Origin of the sequence: Salinicoccus halitifaciens, from assembly GCF_021026095.1 — a bacterium.
GTDB lineage: Bacteria > Bacillota > Bacilli > Staphylococcales > Salinicoccaceae > Lacicoccus > Lacicoccus halitifaciens.
Map to the genome: position 1 here is coordinate 130,047 of NZ_JAJNCU010000008.1, position 24,276 is coordinate 154,322.

Annotated in this window: 22 protein-coding genes; 21 read left to right on the forward strand and 1 reads right to left on the reverse strand. The window is 36.8% G+C overall.

What is annotated here, in order from left to right:
• The first annotated feature begins 174 nt into the window (after positions 1 to 174).
• The 3 genes from LPW40_RS12145 to LPW40_RS12155 are packed head-to-tail and all read left to right on the forward strand — an operon-like array spanning position 175 to position 1,743.
• Positions 175 to 390, forward strand: coding sequence for a hypothetical protein (locus LPW40_RS12145; protein WP_097042555.1), 216 nt, complete (start codon positions 175 to 177; stop codon positions 388 to 390).
• A gap of 17 nt (positions 391 to 407) precedes the next feature.
• A complete protein-coding gene (locus LPW40_RS12150) occupies positions 408 to 737 on the forward strand; it encodes a DUF3219 family protein (protein ID WP_230822519.1) in 330 nt (109 codons plus the stop codon).
• A 1-nt stretch (position 738) separates the two neighbouring features.
• A complete protein-coding gene (locus LPW40_RS12155; RefSeq protein WP_230822520.1) occupies positions 739 to 1,743 on the forward strand; it encodes an LLM class flavin-dependent oxidoreductase in 1,005 nt (334 codons plus the stop codon).
• 157 nt (positions 1,744 to 1,900) lie between these two features.
• On the opposite strand, the gene LPW40_RS12160 is transcribed toward LPW40_RS12155, so the two are convergent.
• Positions 1,901 to 3,085 (reverse strand): amidohydrolase, encoded by a 1,185-nt coding sequence (locus LPW40_RS12160; protein ID WP_230822521.1) that lies wholly within the window; start codon positions 3,083 to 3,085, stop codon positions 1,901 to 1,903.
• A gap of 400 nt (positions 3,086 to 3,485) precedes the next feature.
• On the opposite strand from LPW40_RS12160, the gene LPW40_RS12165 reads away from it, so the two are divergent.
• The 18 genes from LPW40_RS12165 (at position 3,486) to LPW40_RS12250 (ending at position 23,569) form a co-directional block, all read left to right on the forward strand.
• The gene (locus tag LPW40_RS12165; RefSeq protein WP_230822712.1) at positions 3,486 to 5,003 is read left to right on the forward strand and encodes an SLC13 family permease; all 1,518 of its coding nucleotides are present in this window, start codon (positions 3,486 to 3,488) and stop codon (positions 5,001 to 5,003) included.
• A 273-nt stretch (positions 5,004 to 5,276) separates the two neighbouring features.
• Entirely contained in the window at positions 5,277 to 7,082 is a 1,806-nt protein-coding gene (locus tag LPW40_RS12170; RefSeq protein ID WP_230822522.1) for a polysaccharide biosynthesis protein, read from the forward strand.
• A gap of 27 nt (positions 7,083 to 7,109) precedes the next feature.
• On the forward strand, positions 7,110 to 8,357 hold the full coding sequence (locus LPW40_RS12175; protein ID WP_230822523.1) for a glycosyltransferase family 4 protein: 1,248 nt from the start codon (positions 7,110 to 7,112) through the stop codon (positions 8,355 to 8,357).
• Positions 8,350 to 9,372 (forward strand): nucleoside-diphosphate sugar epimerase/dehydratase, encoded by a 1,023-nt coding sequence (locus LPW40_RS12180; RefSeq protein WP_230822524.1) that lies wholly within the window; start codon positions 8,350 to 8,352, stop codon positions 9,370 to 9,372. The genes LPW40_RS12175 and LPW40_RS12180 overlap by 8 nt, the downstream gene beginning before the upstream one ends.
• Entirely contained in the window at positions 9,369 to 10,478 is a 1,110-nt protein-coding gene (locus LPW40_RS12185; RefSeq protein WP_230822525.1) for a capsular polysaccharide biosynthesis protein CapF, read from the forward strand. The genes LPW40_RS12180 and LPW40_RS12185 overlap by 4 nt, the downstream gene beginning before the upstream one ends.
• A 3-nt stretch (positions 10,479 to 10,481) precedes the next feature.
• Complete coding sequence (wecB, locus tag LPW40_RS12190; protein WP_230822526.1) at positions 10,482 to 11,609, forward strand: non-hydrolyzing UDP-N-acetylglucosamine 2-epimerase; 1,128 nt, start codon at positions 10,482 to 10,484, stop codon at positions 11,607 to 11,609.
• Positions 11,609 to 12,763, forward strand: a complete 1,155-nt coding sequence (locus LPW40_RS12195) for a glycosyltransferase family 4 protein (RefSeq protein ID WP_230822527.1) — start codon at positions 11,609 to 11,611, stop codon at positions 12,761 to 12,763. Before wecB ends, LPW40_RS12195 begins: the two co-directional genes overlap by 1 nt.
• 25 nt (positions 12,764 to 12,788) lie before the next feature.
• On the forward strand, positions 12,789 to 14,033 hold the full coding sequence (locus LPW40_RS12200; protein ID WP_230822528.1) for an oligosaccharide flippase family protein: 1,245 nt from the start codon (positions 12,789 to 12,791) through the stop codon (positions 14,031 to 14,033).
• A 13-nt stretch (positions 14,034 to 14,046) separates the two neighbouring features.
• A complete protein-coding gene (locus LPW40_RS12205) occupies positions 14,047 to 15,213 on the forward strand; it encodes a nucleotide sugar dehydrogenase (protein ID WP_230822529.1) in 1,167 nt (388 codons plus the stop codon).
• 63 nt (positions 15,214 to 15,276) lie between these two features.
• Complete coding sequence (locus LPW40_RS12210; RefSeq protein ID WP_230822530.1) at positions 15,277 to 16,182, forward strand: ATP-grasp fold amidoligase family protein; 906 nt, start codon at positions 15,277 to 15,279, stop codon at positions 16,180 to 16,182.
• 121 nt (positions 16,183 to 16,303) lie between these two features.
• Positions 16,304 to 17,689, forward strand: coding sequence for an O-antigen polysaccharide polymerase Wzy (wzy, locus tag LPW40_RS12215; protein ID WP_230822531.1), 1,386 nt, complete (start codon positions 16,304 to 16,306; stop codon positions 17,687 to 17,689).
• 402 nt (positions 17,690 to 18,091) lie between these two features.
• The gene (galU, locus tag LPW40_RS12220) at positions 18,092 to 18,979 is read left to right on the forward strand and encodes a UTP--glucose-1-phosphate uridylyltransferase GalU (protein WP_230822532.1); all 888 of its coding nucleotides are present in this window, start codon (positions 18,092 to 18,094) and stop codon (positions 18,977 to 18,979) included.
• 20 nt (positions 18,980 to 18,999) lie between these two features.
• Positions 19,000 to 19,953 (forward strand): hypothetical protein, encoded by a 954-nt coding sequence (locus tag LPW40_RS12225; protein ID WP_230822533.1) that lies wholly within the window; start codon positions 19,000 to 19,002, stop codon positions 19,951 to 19,953.
• Positions 19,862 to 20,551 carry a sugar transferase gene (locus tag LPW40_RS12230; RefSeq protein WP_230822534.1) on the forward strand — a complete coding sequence of 230 codons (690 nt, stop codon included), beginning with the start codon at positions 19,862 to 19,864 and terminating at the stop codon, positions 20,549 to 20,551. The genes LPW40_RS12225 and LPW40_RS12230 overlap by 92 nt, the downstream gene beginning before the upstream one ends.
• A 67-nt stretch (positions 20,552 to 20,618) precedes the next feature.
• Complete coding sequence (locus LPW40_RS12235) at positions 20,619 to 21,314, forward strand: hypothetical protein (RefSeq protein WP_230822535.1); 696 nt, start codon at positions 20,619 to 20,621, stop codon at positions 21,312 to 21,314.
• A gap of 266 nt (positions 21,315 to 21,580) precedes the next feature.
• Positions 21,581 to 21,952 (forward strand): pyridoxamine 5'-phosphate oxidase family protein, encoded by a 372-nt coding sequence (locus tag LPW40_RS12240; protein WP_230822536.1) that lies wholly within the window; start codon positions 21,581 to 21,583, stop codon positions 21,950 to 21,952.
• A 237-nt stretch (positions 21,953 to 22,189) separates the two neighbouring features.
• Entirely contained in the window at positions 22,190 to 22,543 is a 354-nt protein-coding gene (locus LPW40_RS12245; RefSeq protein WP_230822537.1) for a pyridoxamine 5'-phosphate oxidase family protein, read from the forward strand.
• Between the two features lie 141 nt (positions 22,544 to 22,684).
• Positions 22,685 to 23,569, forward strand: coding sequence for a glycerophosphodiester phosphodiesterase (locus tag LPW40_RS12250; RefSeq protein ID WP_230822538.1), 885 nt, complete (start codon positions 22,685 to 22,687; stop codon positions 23,567 to 23,569).
• Positions 23,570 to 24,276: the final 707 nt, after the last annotated feature.

Genomic DNA, 24,276 nt, shown 5'->3' on the forward strand with positions numbered 1-24,276 from the left:
TAAAAAAGAATATTTACTCTGCATATAAAAGACAGGGCCGCTAACCGGGACGATTTACAAACCCTTAATAATTATTAAAATAAAAACCCGATCCACATGATAAGTCCCCTCAAGTTTCGCAAGACCTCTTAAAGTGTATTATGAATAGTATAAGAAGAATAAGGAGGAATAATCATGACACAGAAAATGGTGACGTTGCACATGGTCGGCGGTGAGTCGACGGAAATTGCACATCCTGAAGCGGTGGAAGGTTTGATCGGGGTGTTTTCAAGGTCGATCGACAACTCGCAGTTCATCAACGTGGATCTCGGGGGCGGGCAGAGGCTCCTGGTCAACCCGAACCTTGTCACGAGCGTATCCATCCAGGAAATCGAAAACAGACAATCATAAGTGAGAGTGAAGAGGAAATGGCAGAGAAGATAAGACTGAACGGCAAAGAGATTGAACTGACGGATTATAAGGATAAACCGATTTTCGCAGAAGGCATGCGGTCGGGAGCAAGGGATGTCGAGGAGATTACGGTGTCGTTCAATGTGACGAAGGATGTCTACAGTGAAACGGCGGGTCTGTTATATGAAGGGACGCTTGATGTGGAAGTGCCGGAGAAGAACCTCGCATTCCGCGGCGAGATCATCAACTTCTACAGCGGCATCGTGAATTTGTATGAAGCGGAAGACAATGAAACGGCGGATGAGTATACGGTGACATTCAAAAACGTCGGGAACATCGGTGCATGATATGAAACTTGGCATATTGGATCAGGCACCGATTTCTAAAGGGAGTACGGCGAGTGATGCCCTCCACAATGCGATACGGCTCGCCATGGAAGGTGAGCGGCTCGGCTATTCGAGGTTCTGGCTCGCCGAACACCATGCGATGACGGGCTTCGCCTCAAGCACGCCTGAAGTGACGCTTGCAGCCATCGGCAGCAGGACGGATGAAATCCGGATTGGCTCGGGTGCAACGCTCATCCCGTACTACAGTCCGTATAAGGTGGCGGAGAATTACCATACGCTCGGGACACTCTTCCCCGGCCGGGTGGACCTGGGGCTCGGACGCGCACCGGGCGGTCCCGCTGAGGCGACGGAAGCACTCAATAAGGAGTACTTGAAGAATGTGTATGCGAACGAGGAACGCGTGACAGAACTCATGGGCTACATCCATCATGACAACCACAACAATAAGCTGAAGATGAGCCCGCTTGCAGATCCTGTCCCTGAAGTATGGATGCTCGGCACGAGCGTGAAGAGCGCAGAACTCGCAGGGAAGCTCGGCATGAACTACTGCTTCGGCTACTTCATGTCGAATGCCGGCGATATGCAGGAAGTGCTCGATACGTACAGGGATAATTTCAAACCAAGAAGTGAAGGACAGAAACCGCAGGTGATGGTCACCGTGACTGCCTTTGTTGCAGAAAGTGATGAGCAGGCTAAGGATATTGCGATGAGCACGCTCATCTGGGGTGTTGAGAAGGAACGGTCATTCGGTGAAAGCGGCGAAAATGATGGCCTGCCGAGCGTAGCAGATGCCATGAACTTCGAACTGACTGCTGAAGAACAGGAAAACGTGGAGAAGCGGCTCGATAACATGCTCACCGGTACGGGAGATAAAGTTGCGTCAAGGTTGAAGGGCCTTGCCAATGAAGCGGCAGCCGATGAAATCATGATCTCCACCAATACGTATTCCATTGAAGACAAAATCAAATCATTCGATTTGTTGAAGAAAGCAATGGACGAAGAATAAGACAGGATATATATATTTATATTGAGAGTATTAATTGAAGAACCCGAGCGTTTGACTCCTAGGGGAAAAGCATCAGCGTGAGACTACAGGCTCACGCGATGCCCCAGGAAAGCAAACGCTCGGGTTTCTTTTTTTATCTGTCACTTATTCTAAAAACTTATTTCGCATCACTATTGTAATCAAACACGGTGGCGATGAAGATCTTGCCGATATTGATCATGGCGCGCTCATCAACATCGAAATTCGGATGGTGGTGCGGATAGACATCGTCCTTGTCTTCCATCGTACCACCGACGATGAAGAAACAGCCTGGACGTTCCTCCAGGTAATATCCAAAGTCCTCCATGCTGGTCTGCGGCTTGATGTCGATGACATTCTCCTCACCCATGACCTGGCGTTGCACTTCTAAGATGCGGACAGTTTCGTCATCATCATTTACGACGACAGGGTAGCCCCGTGTATAATTCACTTCCGCGCTCATACCGTAAGCGTCAGCGATGCCTTTCGTGAGTTGCTTGATCCGTTCCTCCGCCTTGTCACGCGTTTCATCATCAAGCGTACGGACGGTGCCCTTCATTTCGACCTTGTCCGGGATGACGTTGAAGTTAGGCTGCCCTGTGTTGAACGTCGTGACGGATACGACACCGGAGTTGAGCGGATCGGTATCTCGGCTCACAATCGTCTGCAGGCTCTGGAACAAAGTGGTCGCAACAGTCAACGGATCTTTGTTGTGCTGCGGCATGCCGGCATGTCCGCCCTTGCCCTGCACGGTGATTTCAAAAGTGTCCCCGCTTGCCATGAATGCACCCGGCAGTGCACCGACTTTGCCGAACGGCATAGTGGAGATGACGTGTGCGCCGAATACGGCATCAACGCCGTCAAGACAGCCGTCCTCGATCATGAATTTTGCACCGCCCGGAATCACTTCCTCCGCAAACTGATGCAGGAACACGACCTTGCCCGGCACCTCCTCCTTGTTCTGAAACAGCACTTTTGCGACGTGGAGCAGTGTCGAGGTATGCACATCGTGTCCGCACGCGTGCATTACGCCGTCGACTTTAGACTTATACTCGACGTCTTTTGCGTCCTGAATCGGCAGGGCATCGAAGTCCGCACGGAGTGCAACCGTCTTGCCGGGCTTGCCGCCTTCGAGTGTCGCGACGACACCGCGTCCGCCGACTTTCGTCCGGACATCCTCAAGACCGAGATCCTTATAAAACTGTGCAATCTTCTCCGGTGTCTTCTCCTCGTGGTGGGAGAGCTCCGGATACATATGCATATCCCGGCGGAAATCCACCATATTATCGAATTCATCTTCCAACGCTTTGAATAACGCTTCCATAAAATTCATCCTCCTGATTTTTGACTATTTCAAATTCAGCCTCACTGTCATTTTATCAGATATTACCGGTGGATATATACTAAAGAAATCGTACACCGCACTGACGTAAAAATCTGACCAGCTCCCAAGTATCATAAGTCCTCTACCCAGAACTTCAAAGGTGTAAAAGAGACATACTAAAGAGTAAAAATGACTATAGCTTAAATATTCTGTATATGTTAAATTCATCTCATTGTACTTTAATTGAATGGAGGAAACGGTTTTGAGAAAGCGCAATCATGATTCAAATTTCAGAAAATTCAGCGAAGAAGATTCATCTTTTGTTAAGAAAAGTTACGACAATATATGGCGGGAATCCCGGCGTACGAAGTCACTTTTGAAGTTCTTCAGTTCGGAGGATATGAAGAAGGCTGTGGAGAACAAAGAGGAAGAGTATTCCGGCTATCCTTCATATAATAGACTCCAGATGACCGGATTGATTCTCGGTCCGCTGTTGTTCATATTGACATTGTTGTTCCTCGATACGGAAGGGCTTGATCAAAACGGCGTCTTTGTCGTTGCATCCGCGTTATGGATTGCGACATGGTGGATGACCGAAGCCATACCAATCCCGGCAACTTCACTCCTGCCGTTGTTCCTGTTCCCGATGGGCGGCGTAATGGACAGCGGGACGGTGTCCAGTTCATACGGCGCGGATATCATATTCTTATTCCTCGGCGGTTTCCTGCTCGCAGTTGCGATGGAGAAATGGAACTTACATACTAGGGTCGCACTTACAATCATCCGTGCAATCGGTACGACGTCGGCCACAATCATGCTCGGCTTCATGATTGCAACAGCATTATTATCAATGTTCGTATCGAATACTGCAGCGGTGATGATTATGATTCCGATCGGGCTTGCGATTATCAAGGAGGCGCACGCGCTCACAACCGAGGAGCATGGCGGTGATGTGACGAAGTTCGAAAAGCAGCTCGTTCTTGGAATCGGTTACGCGGGCACAATCGGCGGCCTTGGAACACTGATCGGTACGCCGCCGCTCATCATCCTGGCGGGTCAGATGAACGAACTGTTCGGCTATGATATGAGCTTTGCACAGTATATGCTGATCGGTGTACCGACGGTCATCATCCTGCTTGCGATTGCATGGGTCTATATGACGTACTTTGCATTCAAGCATGATCTGAAGGAGCTGCCGGGAGGCAAGAAGATCATCAACCAGGAATATGAAGCACTCGGTAAGACGACGAAAGAGGAGAAATGGGTACTTGTCATCTTCCTTTTTGCGGCATCCATGTGGATACTCCGTGGATTCGTCTTTGAGAATTTCGCATTTTTGGAGCTGCTGACGGACGGATCGATTGCGATGATTGCAGCCGTGCTTCTGTTCCTCATCCCGACGAGAAGGCAGAACGGTCGCATACTCGACTGGTCGGTTTCAAAAGACCTGCCTTGGGGTGTGCTGTTACTCTTCGGCGGAGGTTTGGCACTTGCGGCGGCAATTGTTGAAACGGGTGTGGACGCATGGCTCGGTGAGCTGCTCGCGAATATCGAGGGTATGCCTATCGTCATCATGATCGGAATCGTTGCACTGATGATCCTGTTCCTCACGGAGTTCACTTCGAACACTGCAACAGCAACGATGATTTTACCGGTATTGGCAGGCCTTTCGATGGCGGTGGATGTCCATCCGTTAGCGTTGATGCTCCCTGCGGCGATGGCTGCGAACTGTGCATTCATGCTGCCGGTGGGTACACCCCCGAACGCCATCGTCTTCGGTACGGGTAAGATATCTATTCAGGAAATGGCGAAGACCGGTTTTGCATTGAACATCATTGCATTGATTATCATTGTCGGCTTCATCTATCTGGCACTGCCGGTGGTTTATGGTATTGATTTGAATAGCTTCCCATTCTAGTATTTAAATAAATGGTTAATAATGGCACAGTCGAAAAGGACTGTGCCATTTTCTTTTCTGAAAAACTATATTCTGAATACATGATTGTGAATATAATATAGGTGAGATGTGGAAACGTTTTAAGAAAATTTTAATGTTAAGAGTGTGATAAAATTTTAAGATTCCGGTAATATCTTACAAATATTATGTTATAGTATAAGCTAAATGAAAAAAATGAATTAAAACTATTAGATAGTAATATTATTCGAAGATTCTAGAAAGAAGGTTTGTAGATTGGGCGCAAGAGGACGTTACATATTACTGTTGGCGATTGACTCGCTGATAGTGACTTTTTCCGTATTTTTAGGCTACTATATTTTGGCCCCGTTTTTCCTGGATTATACATGGCCGGTGCTGGTCGGTGTCTCCATTACTCTCCTTGTCAGTCATCATGTCTTTGCTTACATTTTTAATTTATATCACAGAGCTTGGGAGTATGCGAGTGTAAGAGAACTGATGTCGATTACGAAGGCGGTGACGGCATCAATAATAGTTACATACATATTGACGATGGTATTTTTCCAGACGTCGTTTACAAGGTTGATGATTATCACATGGATGATGCATCTTATATTGATTGGTGGCTCAAGATTGTCTTGGCGTGTAGCCAGAAGCAGAATTGTTGGTAAAGAAGATAAAGGATATCAAAATAAAAAACGTACTTTAATTGTTGGTGCCGGGCGTGGCGGAGCTATGTTGGTGAAACAAATGTTGGATACGCCGCAGATGGAGATGATTCCGATTGTCGCTGTCGATGATGATTCTGCTAAACAGCGGATGGAATTGACACACAGAGTGAGAGTTGAAGGTGGCAGGAATGATATCCAGCGCCTCATCAAGAAGTACGGTATTGAAAAAGTAGTCATCGCGATTCCTTCACTAAGTAAAAGCGAATTGAATGAGATTCACAGTCTTTCTGTCGCAGAAGGTGTTGAAGTGATGATCATGCCAAACATCGATGATGTAATGTCAGGCAGTGTGGAAGTCAATGATTTGAAGAAAGTCGAAGTGGAAGATCTTCTTGGACGTGAACCAGTGGAACTGGACACGGAAGGTATTGAGGATCAGGTTAGAGATAAGGTGATTCTTGTGACAGGGGCTGGGGGTAGTATCGGCTCTGAAATTGTAAGGCAGATAACAAAGTTCCAACCTAGAAAAGTGGTTCTTCTTGGTCACGGAGAGAATAGCATCTATACGATTTTAGAAGAAATCAATGCTTATAAAAACAGTGTGGAGTATATACCAATTATTGCAGATGTACAAGATCGTGAAAGAATATTCGAGGTGTTTGAAGAATATAAACCTAATATTGTATATCATGCAGCAGCTCATAAACATGTACCGTTGATGGAATACAATCCTATAGAGGCCGTAAAAAATAATATAATAGGTACAAAAAATACGGCGGAAGCATCATGTGAATTTAGAACAGAAAAATTTGTAATGATATCCACAGATAAAGCAGTTAATCCTCCAAATGTCATGGGTGCGACGAAGCGGGTCGCTGAAATGGTAGTCCAGGCATTAGATTCAAAATCGGAATATACTACATTAGTAGCAGTTAGATTCGGTAACGTACTTGGAAGTCGAGGGTCAGTCATACCGAAATTCAGGAAACAAATAGAAGCTGGCGGTCCGATTACAGTGACAGATGAAAGAATGACGAGATATTTCATGACCATACCTGAAGCATCAAGACTTGTTATCCAGGCTGGGACATTAGCTCAGGGTGGAGAAGTATTTGTGTTGGATATGGGAGAACCGGTCAAGATAGTAGATCTGGCTCGTAATATGATTAAATTTAGTGGGTATACAGAAGATGAGATAAAAATTGAATTTAGCGGGGTCAGACCTGGTGAAAAGTTGTATGAGGAATTATTGGATAAGAATGAAGTCCATTCTGAGCAAATTTATGAGAAAATATATATTGGTAAAGCAAGAAGCAAGGATTTTCATGCTATAAGTTCCTTAATCACTTTGTTAAATGAGACTAAAGACAATAGTAATATAAAGCAAAAGCTTTTGGATTTTATTCAATAATAAAATATTTAATAAAAGAGGCATTATATGAATAATAAGAAGGATATACTTTTTTTATGCCAGTATTTCTATCCGGAGTATATATCATCAGCGACTTTACCATATGACACGGCAAAAAGACTTTCAGAAGAAGGGTTTTCAGTTGATGTCATAACAGGGTATCCGAAGGAATATACATCAGAAGAATCAATCCCTGAAAATGAAGTTATAAATGATATTTGGATAAGCAGGTTGAACTATAAACAAATGGACAGAAGTTCTTTTGTAGGAAGATTGATAAATTACTTCTCCTTTACGATATCTGTATTCAAGAAATTTGGGAGATTAAGAAATTATAAAGTTATTGTAGTCTACTCTAATCCACCGGTACTGCCAATAATTCCAGCTCTAGCAAAAAAGCTGTTTGGTGTAGATGTAGTTTTTGTAAGTTATGATATATACCCCGAGATAGCACAAAAAACCGGGGTTCTCTCGGAAAATAGTGTCCTTTCAAAAATAATGAATTTATTAAATAAATTTATATTTAAAAATTTAACGAGTGTCGTTGCACTCTCAAATGAAATGAAAAGTTTCCTATTACAAAATAGGTCCCAGTTGCAAAGTGAGCAAATAGAAGTCATACCTAATTGGCATGAGGATAATAATAAAGAAGATAGAAGATTCTTATATGAAGATTCTTCATATTTCAAAACACTGAAGCAATCGAATAAATTAATAGTTTCTTACTTTGGAAACTTAGGAACAGCACAAGATATAGAAACATTAATGAATACTATGTTAAAAGTTAAGGCAGAGGATAACATTCATTTTTTATTTGCCGGACATGGAAATAAATTAGAAAAGCTTAAAGAATTTGTGCATCAGCATGATATTACCAATATAGACATCTATTCTTATCTTCATGGACAAGAATTTTCTGAGGCACTAGATGCGAGTGATTGCTTTATTGTAACGTTGGATGAAAAGCTAAATGGGCTGGCTGTACCAAGTAAAACTTACAGCTATCTAATGGCGGGCAAGCCGGTTATTGCAATAATGAGTGAGAACTGCGATATAGTTACAGATTTGACAGATTATAATGCTGGCTTACATGTTAAGAATGGTGACTCTGAAAGCTTAAGAAAACAGCTGATTAATTTAGGTGAAAAAGGGCGAGTTGAAAATATGGGCAGAAATGCAAGAAAATTATTTAAAGAGAAACATACAAAAGACATATCTACACAAAAATATGTGGATTTAATAACAAAAATTCGGGGGGACATGAAGAATGTTTAAAGACAAGACACTTCTTATTACCGGAGGCACAGGATCCTTTGGCAATGCAGTCTTAGAACGTTTTCTTAATACTGATATAAAAGAAATCAGAATATTTTCACGTGATGAAAAAAAGCAAGATGATATGAGAAAGAAATATAAAAACAATAAAATTAAGTTTTACCTCGGTGATGTTCGTAACAAAGACAGTGTGAAAAATGCTATGTATAATGTGGATTTTGTTTTTCACGCAGCTGCATTGAAGCAAGTTCCTTCTTGCGAATTCTTCCCGATGGAAGCCGTTAAAACAAATGTTATAGGGACTGAAAATGTACTCGATGCATCAGTGGAATTTGGAGTGCAAAAAGTAATTTGTCTTTCTACAGACAAAGCTGCTTATCCTATCAATGCCATGGGAATTTCGAAGGCAATGATGGAAAAGGTTTTTGTAGCTAAATCCAAAAATGTAGACTCAGAAAGAACGCTTATCTGTGGAACCAGGTATGGTAATGTAATGGCTTCTCGTGGTTCGGTTATACCACTCTTTGTAGATCAGATAAAAAGTGGTCAAGACATTACTGTAACAGACCCTGATATGACAAGATTCCTAATGAGTTTGGAAGAGGCAGTAGAGTTGGTGATCTTTGCGTTTGAAAATGCGGAAGCGGGGGACATCATGGTGCAGAAATCTCCAGCATCAACTATTAAGGATTTAGCCCAAGCCATTAAGGAACTTTTTAATGCTGACAATGAGATTAAAGTCATTGGAACAAGACATGGAGAAAAACTTTATGAAACATTATTGACCAGAGAAGAGCATGTGGTTGCAGAAGACATGGGGGATTTTTACAGAGTCCCTGCTGATTCACGTGATTTAAATTATGATAAATATTTCGTAGAAGGCGATAAGGAACTATCTTCTGAAGAGGAATATAATTCACACAATACGACCAGGTTAAATGTAGAACAGATTAAAGAAAAGCTTTTGGAATTGGAATATGTTCAAGAAGAGCTTAAGGAGTGGGTCCATTCATGAATATTATGGTGACTGGAGCAAATGGTTTTATAGCAAAAAATCTGATTGCAGATTTAAGACATAATGGTGAACACAATGTTTTAAAAATAACTCGAACCACAAGAAAAGAAGAATTGGAGAAAGCATGCGAACAAGCTCAGTTTATCTTTCATTTGGCAGGTGTCAACAGACCGGAAAAAGAAAATGAATTTATGGAAGGCAATCATGATTTCACTAAAGAACTACTCTTGGCTTTGAAGAAATACAATAATACTTCACCAATACTTATTACATCATCCATACAGGCTGAACAAAATAACCCTTACGGCAAAAGTAAGAAAGCAGCAGAGGATCTAGTTTTTGAATATGGTAAAGAACTAGGAATCAAAACCCTTGTCTACAGATTGCCTAATGTATTCGGTAAGTGGTGTAAACCTAACTATAATAGTGTGGTAGCGACCTTCTGTCATAACATCACTCATAATTTACCTATTCAAATTAATGACTCTCAAAAAAAATTGAGGTTGGTATACATAGACGACATAATTAAAGAATTTCAAAATAGTATGGATGGTCTTGAGAATAGAAAAAATGACTATTGTGAAGTAGAGCCGGTTCATCAAGTGGAGTTAGGAGAGATTGCTGATTTACTTCAGAGCTTTAAAGAGACTAGGAATGATCGTTCAATACCTGATTTGAGTGATCCTTTTACTAAAAAGCTCTATAGCACTTATTTAAGTTATCTACCGGAAGATGATTTTGGTTATGATTTAAAAATGAATGTAGATGAAAGAGGTTCTTTCACAGAGTTTTTAAAAACAGCTGATAGAGGACAAGTATCAGTCAATGTATCGAAACCTGGGATTACTAAGGGAAACCATTGGCATCACACTAAAAATGAAAAATTTCTGGTGGTAAGTGGTAAAGGTGTTATTCGTTTTAGAAAAATCAACGAAGATGAAATAATGGAATATCATGTCAATGGAGAAGAGCTTGAAGTGATTGATATACCAGTTGGATATACCCATAACATAGAAAATTTAGGGAACACTGATATGGTGACAATCATGTGGGCGAATGAGTTATTCGATCCTGAAAATCCGGATACATTTTATGAGGAGGTCTAAAGTATGGAGAAACTTAAAGTTATGACAGTAGTAGGAACAAGACCGGAAATAATAAGGCTTTCTGCTGTAATTAACCGTCTGGAAGAATCTGAGGCTATAGAACATGTGTTAGTACATACTGGCCAAAACTACGATTACGAGCTTAATGAAGTCTTTTTTAATGACTTTAATTTAAGAAAACCAGATTATTTTTTGGAAGCAGCGATAGGCACAGCGGTTGAAACGATTGGCAATATACTGATTAAGGTGGATCCTATTATGGATAAAGTAAAACCAGATGCCTTTTTAGTATTAGGTGATACAAACAGCTGCTTATGTGCTATAGCAGCTAAACGCAAAAAAATCCCGATTTTTCATATGGAAGCAGGGAATAGATGCTTTGATCAAAGAGTGCCGGAAGAGACAAACAGAAAAATAGTAGATCATATAGCAGATATTAACTTAACTTATAGCGACATAGCGAGGGAATATTTACTTAGAGAAGGACTTCCTGCCGATCAGATTATCAAAACTGGGAGTCCAATGTTAGAGGTACTTAATTCAAGAAAAGATGATATAGATAAGTCAAATATAATAGAAAAATTGAATCTTAAAGAGAACCAATACTTTGTAGTTTCAGCTCATAGAGAAGAAAATATTAGTTCAGAAAAGAATTTTAATGATCTTGTCGATAGCTTGAATGCTATCGCTAAAAAATATCAAATGCCTGTAATTGTGAGTACCCATCCGAGAACCAAAAAGATGATAGAAGAGAAAAATGTAGTATTTAATTCATTAATAAATACTATGAAACCTTTAGGTTTCAATGATTATGTGAAACTTCAAAAAGGAGCAAAGGCTGTATTAAGTGATAGTGGAACAATAAGTGAAGAATCTTCAATTTTAGGTTTTAAAGCACTTAATATTAGAGAAGCTCATGAGAGACCGGAAGCAATGGAAGAAGGCGCGGTTATGATGGTAGGACTTAAGCAAAATAGGGTTCTCCAAGGAATCAGTATACTAGAAAATCAGAAGAAATATGATTTAGACATGGTGAAAGATTATAATGTTGATAATGTTTCACATAAGGTTTTAAGAGTTATCTTATCTTATTCTGACTATATAAATAGAAAAGTATGGAGAGAGTCTTAATGAGAGAAAAAGTTTTAATAATGGCGCCTTATTATTCACCCAGTTTTAAAGCAGGAGGGCCTGTTCAATCTATTAAAAATATAGTAGATAATTTATCGAACGAATATGATTTCTTTATAGTTACCTCAGATAGGGACCTTGGAGATCAATCTCCTTTTGAAAATATTGAAGTAGATTGTTGGATAAAGAATGGTAAAGCAAACGTAATGTATACAGATGCTTCTAAACTCAACATTTTTAAGATTAACAAAATAATCACTTCAACTAATGCAAATACTATATATTTGAATAGTTTTTTTAACTACAAGTTTAGTATTATTCCAACAGTTCTAAAGAAGCTAAAATTATTGCCAAACAAAAAAATTGTTTTAGCCCCGCGAGGAGAGTTTTCACCTGGTGCCTTTAAATTAAAAAAAATCAAAAAGAGTATGTATGTAAATTTTACAAAATTATTAGGTTTATATAAGCATATTGAATTTCATGCTACCGCTGAATCTGAAAGAAACCACATTATGGATATATTAGGAAAAGGCAAAGTTATAAAAGTAGCAAATAATTTAACTGCAAATTATGAGGGATTAACTTTTAATAAAAAGATCAATAAGAAACCTGGAAATGTTGATTTAGTGTTTGTTTCTCGCATACATCCAAAGAAAAACCTGCATTATGCTATTGAACTATTAAAAGAGTTAAAAGGAAATATTACATTTAATATATTTGGTCCCATTGAGGACGCTAATTATTGGGATAAGTGTTTAGCTATCATTAACAACTTACCAAAAAATATTAATGTAAAATATCGTGGATTGGCTACACGAGAACAAGTCAATGATATATTTATGGATAATCATTTTTTCTTATTTCCAACTTTAGGTGAAAATTATGGGCATGTTATTTCTGAAGCTTTGATAGGAAGTTGTCCTGTTATTATAAGCGATGAAACTCCTTGGAGAAATTTGGAGAAAATTCAGGCGGGATGGGATATCCCTTTAGACAATAAAAACGAATATTTAGAAACTTTATCTTGTATCATTAAAATGGATGAAGAAGTTTATAAAACTTTTGCACGCTCTGCATTTGAGTTTGGGAAAAAAGTCTCTAATAGTGAAGATGAATTAGAGAATTATATAAAATTATTTAGCTTTAAATCTTAGAAATGATTTCTTTGAAGGTGATTAGTTGGATGCAAAGGTTTTAACATTTAGAAATAACTTTTCATGGACATTCTTTTCAGGAGTTTTTTATGCTTTTAGTCAATGGTATATTATATCCATTATTGCAAAACTTACTGATGCTGAAACTGTTGGACTTTATTCGTTGGCTCTTGCTATCACTGCTCCCATATTTTTATTTTTATCGATGAATTTAAAGTCCATTATAGCTACAGATATACAAGGAGAAACTAGTTTTTCGAAGTATTTTATCTTTAGGTTTGTTACTTCGTCAATGGCATTAGGAATTTCCACACTTTTGTTATTTATACTGCCTTTTGAAAATTACTATAAAATAGTAATTTTTTTAGTGGCTGGTGTAAAATGGGTCGAGACACTTAGTGATGTATGCCATGGAAAATTTCAGCAAAAAGAAAATATGAGATATGTTGCTATCTCTAAATGTTACAGGGCTTTATTCTCAATTATTGTATTTACTGTAGTCCTATGGTTTACAGATAGTCTTATACTATCTTTGTTGTTTCAATTAGTATCATGGTTATTAGTAGTTTTGTTCTATGACTTTTTAAAAATCAAGAAAGACTATAGTTTAAGTATTACTAAACCTTCGCTAAATTTTTTTACCTTCAAAAAATTAATGATTTATGCAATTCCATTAGGGATCGCGATGACATTGGATTCTCTTCATGCAAATTTACCAAGGTATTTTATATCTTTCTTTAACGGTGAAGAGGCTTTAGGAATATATGCTGGAATAAGTTATATTATGATTGCTGGTCAAACTTTCATAGTATCTTTATCACAGGTTACAATTCCAAGATTAGCAAAATACTACATAACTGATTTAAACGCATATAAAAAGTTAATAGGGAAGATGTTATTTTTAGCGTTTCTATTGGGAGTAATTGGATTAGTTGTAGCTATTCTTTTTGGAAACACAATTTTATCATTGTTGTATAGCGAAGAATATATTGGGTATAAAAACATTCTCATTCTTATAATGGTAACATCTATATTCTGGTATATGTCAGGATTTTTAAATGCAGCTTTGATTGCTACGAGAAGATTTAAAATTCAAATCCCAATTTATTTGAGTTCCACACTGATCACGCTCGTATTATCAATTTTATTAATTCCATTATATGCTCTTAGTGGGGCAGTCTTGGCACTATTAAGTGGGCATCTTTTAAGGTTTATCTTTTCATTATTCATGGTGAATAAAGCTATTAAAAATAACCAATATATTCATTAGGAGGAAACAGTCATTGAGAATTACAATTATAGGATTAGGGTATGTTGGACTATCAAATGCAGTATTGCTTGCACAAAACAATGAAGTGATAGCCTTGGACATTCTAGAAGAAACTGTCGAAAAAGTGAATAACAAGACATCCCCTATTAACGATAAAGAAATCGAATTTTATTTAAAGTATAAAGACCTTAATTTAAAAGCAACTACAAACTATATAGAAGCTATTGAAAATTCAAACTACGTAATAGTTTGTACGCCAACAAACTATGATCCTGATCAAAACTTTTTTGATACAAGTACTGTAGAAGAGTCAATAAAAAAGGTCTTAGAAATTAATAAAGAGGCCTATATAATAATCAAATCAACTGTACCTGTCGGCTTCACAGATGATATGAAAGAGCAGCATTCCTATAACAAAATAATATTTTCTCCAGAATTTTTACGGGAAGGAAAAGCTCTTTACGATAATTTAAACCCGGCTAGAATCATCGTTGGAGGAGAGGGCCATGGAGCTAAGCAATTTTCAGAGCTTCTTCTTCAAGGCGCTGAGAAAGCCGACATTCCAGTAGTATTTTCTAATCCTACTGAGGCGGAGGCAATAAAGTTATTTGCCAATACATATCTCGCTATGAGAATATCATTCTTTAATGAATTAGATTCCTTCTCTGAAATAAGAGGGTTGGATACGAAGCAAATTATTGAAGGGGTCAGTCTTGATCCGAGAATAGGTAATCATTATAATAATCCATCTTTTGGTTATGGAGGTTATTGCTTGCCTAAAGATACCAAACAATTACTTGCTAACTATAGAGATGTGCCAAATAATATAATGAGTGCTGTAGTGGAATCCAACCAGACACGGAAGTTTCATATCGCCGACAGGATAATGAAAAAAAACCCTAAATCTGTAGGGATTTATAGACTCACTATGAAATACAACTCTGACAATTTTAGAGAGAGTGCTATTCAAAGCGTTATTGACACCCTCTTAAATAACCATATCGAAGTAGTTATTTACGAACCTTTGGTAGAAGGTAATCAGTATGAGGGACTTAAAGTAATAGATGATTTTGAGACATTTACAGAGTATGCAGATATTATTATAGCGAACAGATTTTCAAAAGAATTAGAGAGTGTTAATGAAAAAGTATATACGAGAGATGTTTTTGGGAGAGATTAACGTAGGATTAAAGAGCAAATAGTTAAGAAAAATCTCTGAAAAGTGGAAAGGAAAATTAGTAGCATGAAGAAGTTAATTAAAAAAAGTTTTCCAGAAACTTATTTATTAATAAGAAGTTTATATAGATATTTTCTAGCTCAGTATTACAAGTTAAGAAGAGAAGAATCTTATCCTATAATTTTAGCTAAACTTTATAAGAGAAATACTGGAAAAGATTTGAACTGGAATCATATCGAGACTTATAGTGAGAAAATGCAGTGGTCGAAATTATATGAACAAGATGACATTAAAACGATATTATCTGATAAATATTTAGTGAGGGATTGGGTTAAAAATACGATTGGTGAACAGTATCTTATTCCGCTACTTGGAGTGTGGGATACTTTTGAAGAGATTGAGTTTGAAAAGTTACCTCAACAATTTGTATTAAAAGCGAATCATGGTTCTGGAACAAATATAATTGTAAAAAATAAAAGTGATTTAAATTTAAAACGTTCGAAAAAACTATTTAATATTTGGTTAAATACGAATTTTGCTTTTACAAGCGGATTTGAATTACAGTATAAAGATATAAAACCTAAGATAATAGTCGAGAAATATATAGTTGATCAACATAACGAGTTAAAAGATTATAAATTCATTTGCTTTAATGGAAAAGTATATTACTGTTGGGTGCATTTGGATAAGGAAAAAGAATATAAGAGAAATATATACGATACTGAATGGAATTTACAAGAATTTAGAATTGATGATTTTCCGCGAAGTAATAAGAAAATTGAACCACCAAAGAATTTTGATCGAATGGTTGAAGTAGCAGAAACGCTTTGTAAAGGTTTCTCTCATGTACGAGTTGATTTATATAATTGTGATGGAAAAATTTATTTTGGTGAGATGACATTCACTAGTGGTAGTGGTTATAGAAATATTTATCCTGAAATATATGATAAACACTTAGGTGAATTGTGGTAATAAAAATATTAAGTTTAACCCTACTATAAATAAAAAATTTTCGAATACGTTGAAATAAGAACAATACCTCTAGAAGATATTTTATACCTGTAGTGAAATAATAATCAAAAGGACAAATTTTATGATTTCTATTTTTTTACGAAAATATATTAGTATTGTTTTAGTTGGGGTAATGGGAGTAATATTTCCATTAATATTAATGCAAGAATCTTTTGAACTGATTTTGATGCTCCCCTATCTTGTAGCAGTTTATTCTATCTTTAGATTGTCTGTAATAATGTATAATGAGAAATTTAGACTAATCGAGATCTCTTTTTTTGTATTTATATATGTGTTTTTGGGCTTATCTCCTATAGCACAAATTCAATTGGGTCATTTTCCTTATTCTGGAGTATATGGTGAAACTGATATATTACATGCTTTTATTATTATTTATATCGGTATCATCGGGTATGAAATAGGTTTAGCTATTCATAAGTATCGGAGACCTAAGAATAAAATCAAATCAGAGACACAAGCTAAATATTTTAATCTTAAATCTCTTATGATGCTAATATTAGTTTCAATTGTCCTATTTGTATTCTCTTCCTTATTTCTTGGTGTAAATAATTTATTTTTACCGAGAAACATTGCAGCAGAAACAGAGGATATTAGTTCAAGTATTGGTCAATTATTAGGGAAACTCCAGCAAGTTCCTATTTATATCTCACTTCTCTTTGCTTTAGTGTTATGGAAATATAAATCACCAAAAGGTATAAAGACGTATAGGGACCTATTACTATTATTGAGTATCATAACACTATTGATATTCAATTTGATAATTAATAATCCTATTTCATCACCAAGATATTGGTTTGGTGCTGTTTATCTCAGTATTATAATAGTGTTTATGAAATGGGGTCGCTTGAGCCAAACAAAAATAATATTCCTCTTTATTTTTATATTTATCGTGCTTTTTCCATACGCTGATCTGTTCAGAAATAGCTTAGAAGCAAATATAGAGATTAGAGAGATAATACTCGTATTAGCTAGCGGAGACTTTGATGCTTTTCAACAAGTAATGAATTCTAAAGTTTATACGGATATATATGGCTATAGCTTTGGTTATCAACTTATAGGTGTTCTATTATTCTGGGTACCAAGGAGTATATGGACTGATAAACCAGTCGGTACAGGATATACAATTGGTGAGGGCTTAGGATATGAGTTTCTGAATATCTCCGCTTCTCTGTGGGTAGAATTTTTTGTGAATTTTAGCTTTATCGGTGTAATACTATTATTTGCCTTATATGGTTACCTTACTTCATATATACAAAAAAAATATATTGAGAGCGAAAGAAAAAAGGAAATGAACTTTATAACTATTTTTACTCCATTTTTTGCTGCTTATCAGTTTTTCTTGTTAAGAGGGGACCTTCTGTCATCATTTGCATATTTAGCACCTATTATTATAGTAATAATTATAGGGTTAAACTTTAAATTTAAACGTAAGATTACTAATAATTAGTGATTTTAATTTGTAAATATTTTCTAATATTGAAAATGAAAATATGATAAATATGAATTTTTTCTAGTACCTTATCGTAGATGCAATATCAGTAATATATTAACAATATAATATACTTCTTAGTATCAAAAGATTCTGAAATTTATTGTTTTTACTATATAGTGCGGATAAAACCACATTTCAATAGTTTTAAAAATGATGATAAATTCAATCATTATAATATTTAAATGTATTACATTAATAATTGGATATTCTCATCAGTTAGTAAAATTTTAAAAAAATGATTATCCAATTAAACAAACATAAGTAAAGATTCCATTTAAATACTTTATACGAGCACGTAATAAAAATAGGTAATTATATAGAATCGTTTATTACTGATTTACACGAAGGAGGATAAAGATGAAAAAAGTTAAAAAAGCAGTAATTCCTGCTGCAGGATTAGGTACAAGATTCTTACCGGCAACAAAAGCGATGCCGAAAGAAATGTTGCCGATTCTAGATAAACCTACTATTCAATATATCGTGGAAGAAGCAGTTGCAGCTGGGATAGAAGATATCATCATTGTTACTGGTCGGCATAAAAGGGCTATTGAAGATCACTTTGATCACCAAGTGGAGCTTGAATTGAACTTAGAAAGAAAAGAGAAGTACGATGTTTTAGAGAAGGTGAATTTCTCAACTAATTTAGCAAATATCTTTTACATAAGACAAAAAGAACCAAAAGGCCTTGGTCATGCTATTCATACTGCAAAGCAATTCATAGGTGATGAACCTTTTGCGGTTTTACTCGGTGATGATATTGTGGAGAGTGAGACTCCTGGTATCAAACAGTTAGTCGATATGTATGATCAGGTCGAGGGTCCAATCATAGGTGTTAAAACAGTACCTGATGAGGAAGTTTCAAGGTACGGCATCATTGAATATGAGAGTAAAGAAGAAAACTTATATAATGTATCTAAAATGTATGAAAAGCCTGATTTATCCGAGACCAATTCAAGGTTGGCGATTATGGGCCGATATGTGCTAACAGCAGATATTTTTGAGGAGCTTGAAAAAGAAAAAGTAGGTGCAGGGGGCGAAATTCAGTTAACTGATGCACTGGCTGATTTGAGCCAAAAGCGTTCTGTCTATGCCTACGATTTCCAAGGGACCCGTTATGATGTTGGGGATAAAACAGGATTTGTCACTACAACTCTTGAATACGCACTCAAATCCTCAATGAAAGAAGATTTACTGAATTATATGGAAGCATCATTAAAAAAGCATAGAAATAAAACATTTAAATAAATAGCGAAAGGGTGGCATAATTGAAATTTACTGTACTTAGTACTACTGCTAAGCATAATACAGAATTCTTACAATTACCTGATCGTATTATTTTAAGTAATGAAAGTTCCAACTTTCTGATCTCTTCTAAAATGAAGCTTAATGAATTCTTAAGTAATCTGGACAAAGATGAGATCATCATAGCGGACTGTGAAAGCAAACAAGGGGTCTCATTATATAATGAGACCCTTGATACCTCATTCACTGTTCTTGATTACAAGCCTAATGATTTAACCATGGAGGCAGCTGATTTAGCCATACTAAATTACTTTAAAAGAGATTTAAGAGGTAAATCAGTAGCTATTTATGGGACAGGTAATATAGCGTCCAAACTTGCTTTGAGGCTTTCTGAAAGAAGTGCTAAAGTTTATATGTTTGGCCGTAATCCTAAAAAAATAAGAATATGTGTTGATGCTTTAAAGCAAATCACTTTCGAGCCTGACTTCATCTGCTATGGAGACAGTGAGTCAAGAGTAGACTGCCTTGTTTCATTTGTTTCTTCAGAAAAAGTTGTCGGGAAGTCTTATTTAGAAATATTGAATGATAATGCACTTTGTTTAGACGGCGGTATTGGTAATTTTTCCAAAGGGTTTATAAAAAGGGCACTTGAATCAAATCATGAAGTTCGAAGACTGGATGTCCGACAATCACAGGAAATCATGGATGGCTACATCACCTCCCGTTTAAATTCTGAATTTGATAATATTATCGGAACTGATGTTATCAATGGTGAGATAGTCGTGGCCGGGGGAATCATGGGACGGGATGGAGAAATCATTATAGACAGAATTTCGAGACCGACCAGGGTTATCGGTATTGCAAATGGTATAGGAGGTGTCAAAAATGACTCAGATCTTAGGGATGAGGAAAAAGAAAAAATCAAAAACGTTCAAGAATCTATTGAACAAAGTCTCAAAAAGAGCATTGGACGTTAGTTTAGGAACCGTTGCACTAATAGCTGTAAGCCCTGTCCTGGTATATGCTTCTTATAAGATTAAAAAAGAAGACAACGGACCTGTATTCTTTAAACAAAAAAGAAGCGGTTTAAATAATGAACCTTTTGAAATGTATAAGTTCAGATCAATGAAGGTTGATAACAAGGTCATTGGCACTCATGCTAATAACGATGAAAATCCTTATGACAATTGGAAGGGAAGAGTACCGGACGATTTTGTTTTTAAAACTGCTTCTGGTAATAACCCCAATATAACTAATATCGGGGAAGTCATTAGAAAGTATTCTATTGATGAGCTCCCTCAAATACTCAATGTGCTTAAAGGCGACATGAGCATAGTCGGACCCAGACCTGAAATTATTCAGATTACAAGGCACTATGACCAAGAGCAACAAAGGCGTTTGGAAGTCAAGCCTGGTATCACAGGTTGGGCCCAAGTAAATGGGAGAAGTGACATGAACCACGGGAAGAAGATTGAGTATGATTTATGGTACATAGATAACAATAATTTTTGGTTAGATCTCAAAATAATTTGGATGACATTTATCCAGGTGATCACTGGTAAAGGTTCAGTTTAAAATGAAAAAGAATTTAGATGATATCTTTTATTACAACTATAAGTAGTACAAAAAGGTTGCGTCAATTTTGGATAATAAAAAAGATATTGAGTACATAATTTTATTAAGTATTATTTTAATATTGCTTTTAAGCATTATAATATTATTTGTCAGTTCTACTATTGAAAGTATCTTGGAAAATGTGAATATTACCGATGTTATAATAATAAGCATCTCTTTTTTAGGAGTATTTTCTACTTTCTTTGGTGCTTTAATAGGTGCGTGGTTATCAGGCCGATACAGTATGAAAATTGCGCAAAAACAAATGGAATTCGAAAAAGATAAGCGCATAAATGAATACTGGTCTAAATACATGCTTTTAAAAGATAATTTGAACAGTGAAATCAGGGTGAACAGACCCTCACATATCTTTGGTAATGTAGTTGTAGGTGAGAAAGGTAAAATAAGACCTTACACTAAAAATCATAATCTCATTATCCATAAAGAAATTGAGGAATTACATATTGAAAATATGAAGCGTTATAAATATGATGCTATAGAGCTAAAAAGTCTTGAAGGGTTCAATTATCTTCCTCATCACAGAAAAGAAGAACCAACTCTTTTATTTAAGTATATATCTACATATGCTACTCTTTGTAGAGAAATCAATAAGAGATTAGCGAAATCTGAGGGTGAAATAAAAATTGACAATATTGTACTTAGCAACTTACAAAATAGTTTAGAAAAAATTTTCAATATTATTAACAAGCAAAATAAAGAGTGATACTTAAAGTTAAAGCTTTTTAATTCTACTTTATTTAATTTAATGATCTATTAAAAGTAAATAAGTAATATTGAAAAGGAAAAACTTACAAGTGATTTATTACTAATGTACCCAGATTAATCTACTAATATAATCGTGTTCAACTCTACATCAACTTGAGTTCTTTATTTAAAAGTAGTCTCATGAAGACATGGTTTTTATTTTTAAAGCTCCCATTGCATCACGCACAGATAAAGACTATCTTTTAAATAAGAGGTGATATACAGATGGAAACCGAAAAATTGATGGACAAGATTGACCTCATCCTCAAGACTTCCAAAGCAGGCACCATGTCCACATCAGTCAATCATACAGTCAGCGAATATATGAACTTCTATATAAGGGATTATGCACTATTCACCGAAACGGAAAAAGACTCTCCTATCCTGAGAGGCATCAAGGAGCACCCGCTTGTATATATTACGCTGGGTGGGAATGCGGATGCTGCGGATCGACTTGAGGTTATAGGTGAGATTGAAGTGGTCACCGACCAGGACATCATCGACTGGCTGGCCCAACAGAAAGGACCGCTTACTGTGGCGACAAATATGGTGATGCTTAAAGTTATGGCGTTGAAAGTGAAGTTGGTGGAGGAGTAAAAGACTGCTAGATTCTATTAATATATAAATTAAGAAGCACCCATAAAGATATGGGTGCTTTATATATGTCTACATGTCAATGAGTCAAGGTTTGACCCTACACGAGTGAGGCCATTCTGGCTTCAGAGTGATTTCATAAGAATACGGTTTTTATATTCAAAACACCTTTTGCTTCTACAACGAATCAAGGCTATCTTTTAAATAAGAGGTGATATATAGATAGAAACCGAGAAATTGATGGACGAGATTGATCTGATCCTCCAGACTTCCAAAGCAGGCACCATGTCGACGTCAGTCAGTCCCACAGTCAGCGAATATATGACTTTCTATATAAAGGATTATGCACTATATACTGAAACGGAAAAGAATTCCCCGGTTATAAGCGGCATCGGTCACAACCCTTTGGTCCATATCACATTGGGCGGCGACGAGCAGAGTGACAATCACCTTGAAATCATAGGTGAAACCGAGGTGGTGACCGATCGGGCGATCATCGACTGGCTGGCACAGGAGAAGGGGCCGCTCACGGTGGCTGCTGATATGGTAATCCTTAAGATTATGGCGTTGAAAGTGAAGCTGGTGGGGGAGTAAAGATTACTAGCTTTTGCTTAAATTTATAGATGGAAATGAAGAAGCACCCATAGAGATATGGGTGCTTTCTTTACATTCAATCATTATATTTTCAGCATTTTAATGGAAGGTTAATACCTGCTCAACAATCTACCTGTATCGTTGGAAGCATCAAAGGAAATGGAGATGATACAGTTGAAAAATTTCTATCGGCTATTATTTATCGCTATGTCGCTCATATTGATTGTAACTATGCTTTTTGACAGTAATGTAAGTGCAAATGGAGATTCAAGGAATAAGAACTGGCTGACAAGCAACAACATGGAACTGAGTGCACACCGCGGTTCCCACGTCATGGTGCCGGAGAACACTTTGGAAGCTGTTGAATGGGCAGGTAAATTTGGTTACGGCTTCATCGAAATCGATGTCCGCAAAACTAAAGACGGGCAGTACATACTGATGCATGACGATACAGTTGACCGTACAACAACAGGTTCCGGAAGAGTCGTCGACCTGACGTGGGAAGAAATTCAGGAGCTGTCCATCTTGGATAAAGACGGCAATGTGACGGAGTATAAAGTGCCGACGCTTGAAGAAGCATTGGAAGCAGCGTACGAATATGGTCTTGGCGTCAACTTTGATGGTTCAAAAGGTGATTGGAGCGATCAGTCGTTTGTAGACGGGATCCTGGAAATTGCTGAAGAAGAAAGAATACTCGACCACTCATTTTTCGTGCTGAGCAACCAGGGTATGCGTGACCAATTCAATTCGTGGTACCCGGAAGAAACAGTGAGTTTTCTCGGCAACGCTGCGGACAATGTTGAAGCGGACATCCAGGAGCTTCAAAAGTATGAAAGTGCGATTTATTCAACATCAGTCAATAATATCGATGAAGAAAATGCTGAAAAAATCAAAGATGCAGGCATCAAGCTGCATATATACTCTGTGAATACAGATGAGGCATATGAAAAAGCTAAATCAATGAAACCGCGCCTGATTGAGACGGATGTAATCCTGCCACAGAAAGCCAACAAGTATTTGGATTAAGAAGTATAAAATTTAATTCATATTAAATGCTCTTGGACAAAGATGTTCCGGAGCATTTTATTCATTAGCTTTCATTTCCCTTATTAATACTAGTCATAGCTATTGTCTTTAAGAGAGAATTGAGAAACTTAATCAATAGAGTATCTGAAATTACATAGAGGAATAATTATCAATGTCCAAAATTATGCATTATGGAATGATTATTTGATGTCAGGTCCTAGAGGATAACTCAGTCATTATACTATTCGCTTAGGAAATATATAATTTACAATCAGCCTGACCTTACTAGATTTCTTATTAATACTTTCAGAATCATATTAAAAAAGAAAACTGAAAAATAATTAGTAAAGGTATAAAGTCAATTATCAATAAGCACCGTAAAGGTAAAGATTGAATGAAAGTGTTTCCTTGCTTTGATTTCAATGTATAAACAGCGATTATTATTTGCAGCGAGTCGTAAAAAGATTATTAATAAAAAGCCCACCATAGTATAAGCTATGGTGGGCCGTAAATAAATTTTTCTTGGTGGTTGAATTATTTAAGGATTATGTTTATTTTATTTACGCATCTAATATTACCTCATATTTAATAAGTAATCAAACATATCTGATTCTTTTTTTAATAGTTGATAGTTTTTTATTCTGAAAAATGGTAAACTTGCCAAAAATGAGATTTTAGATTCGTCTGATCTTATAATCCAATCAATG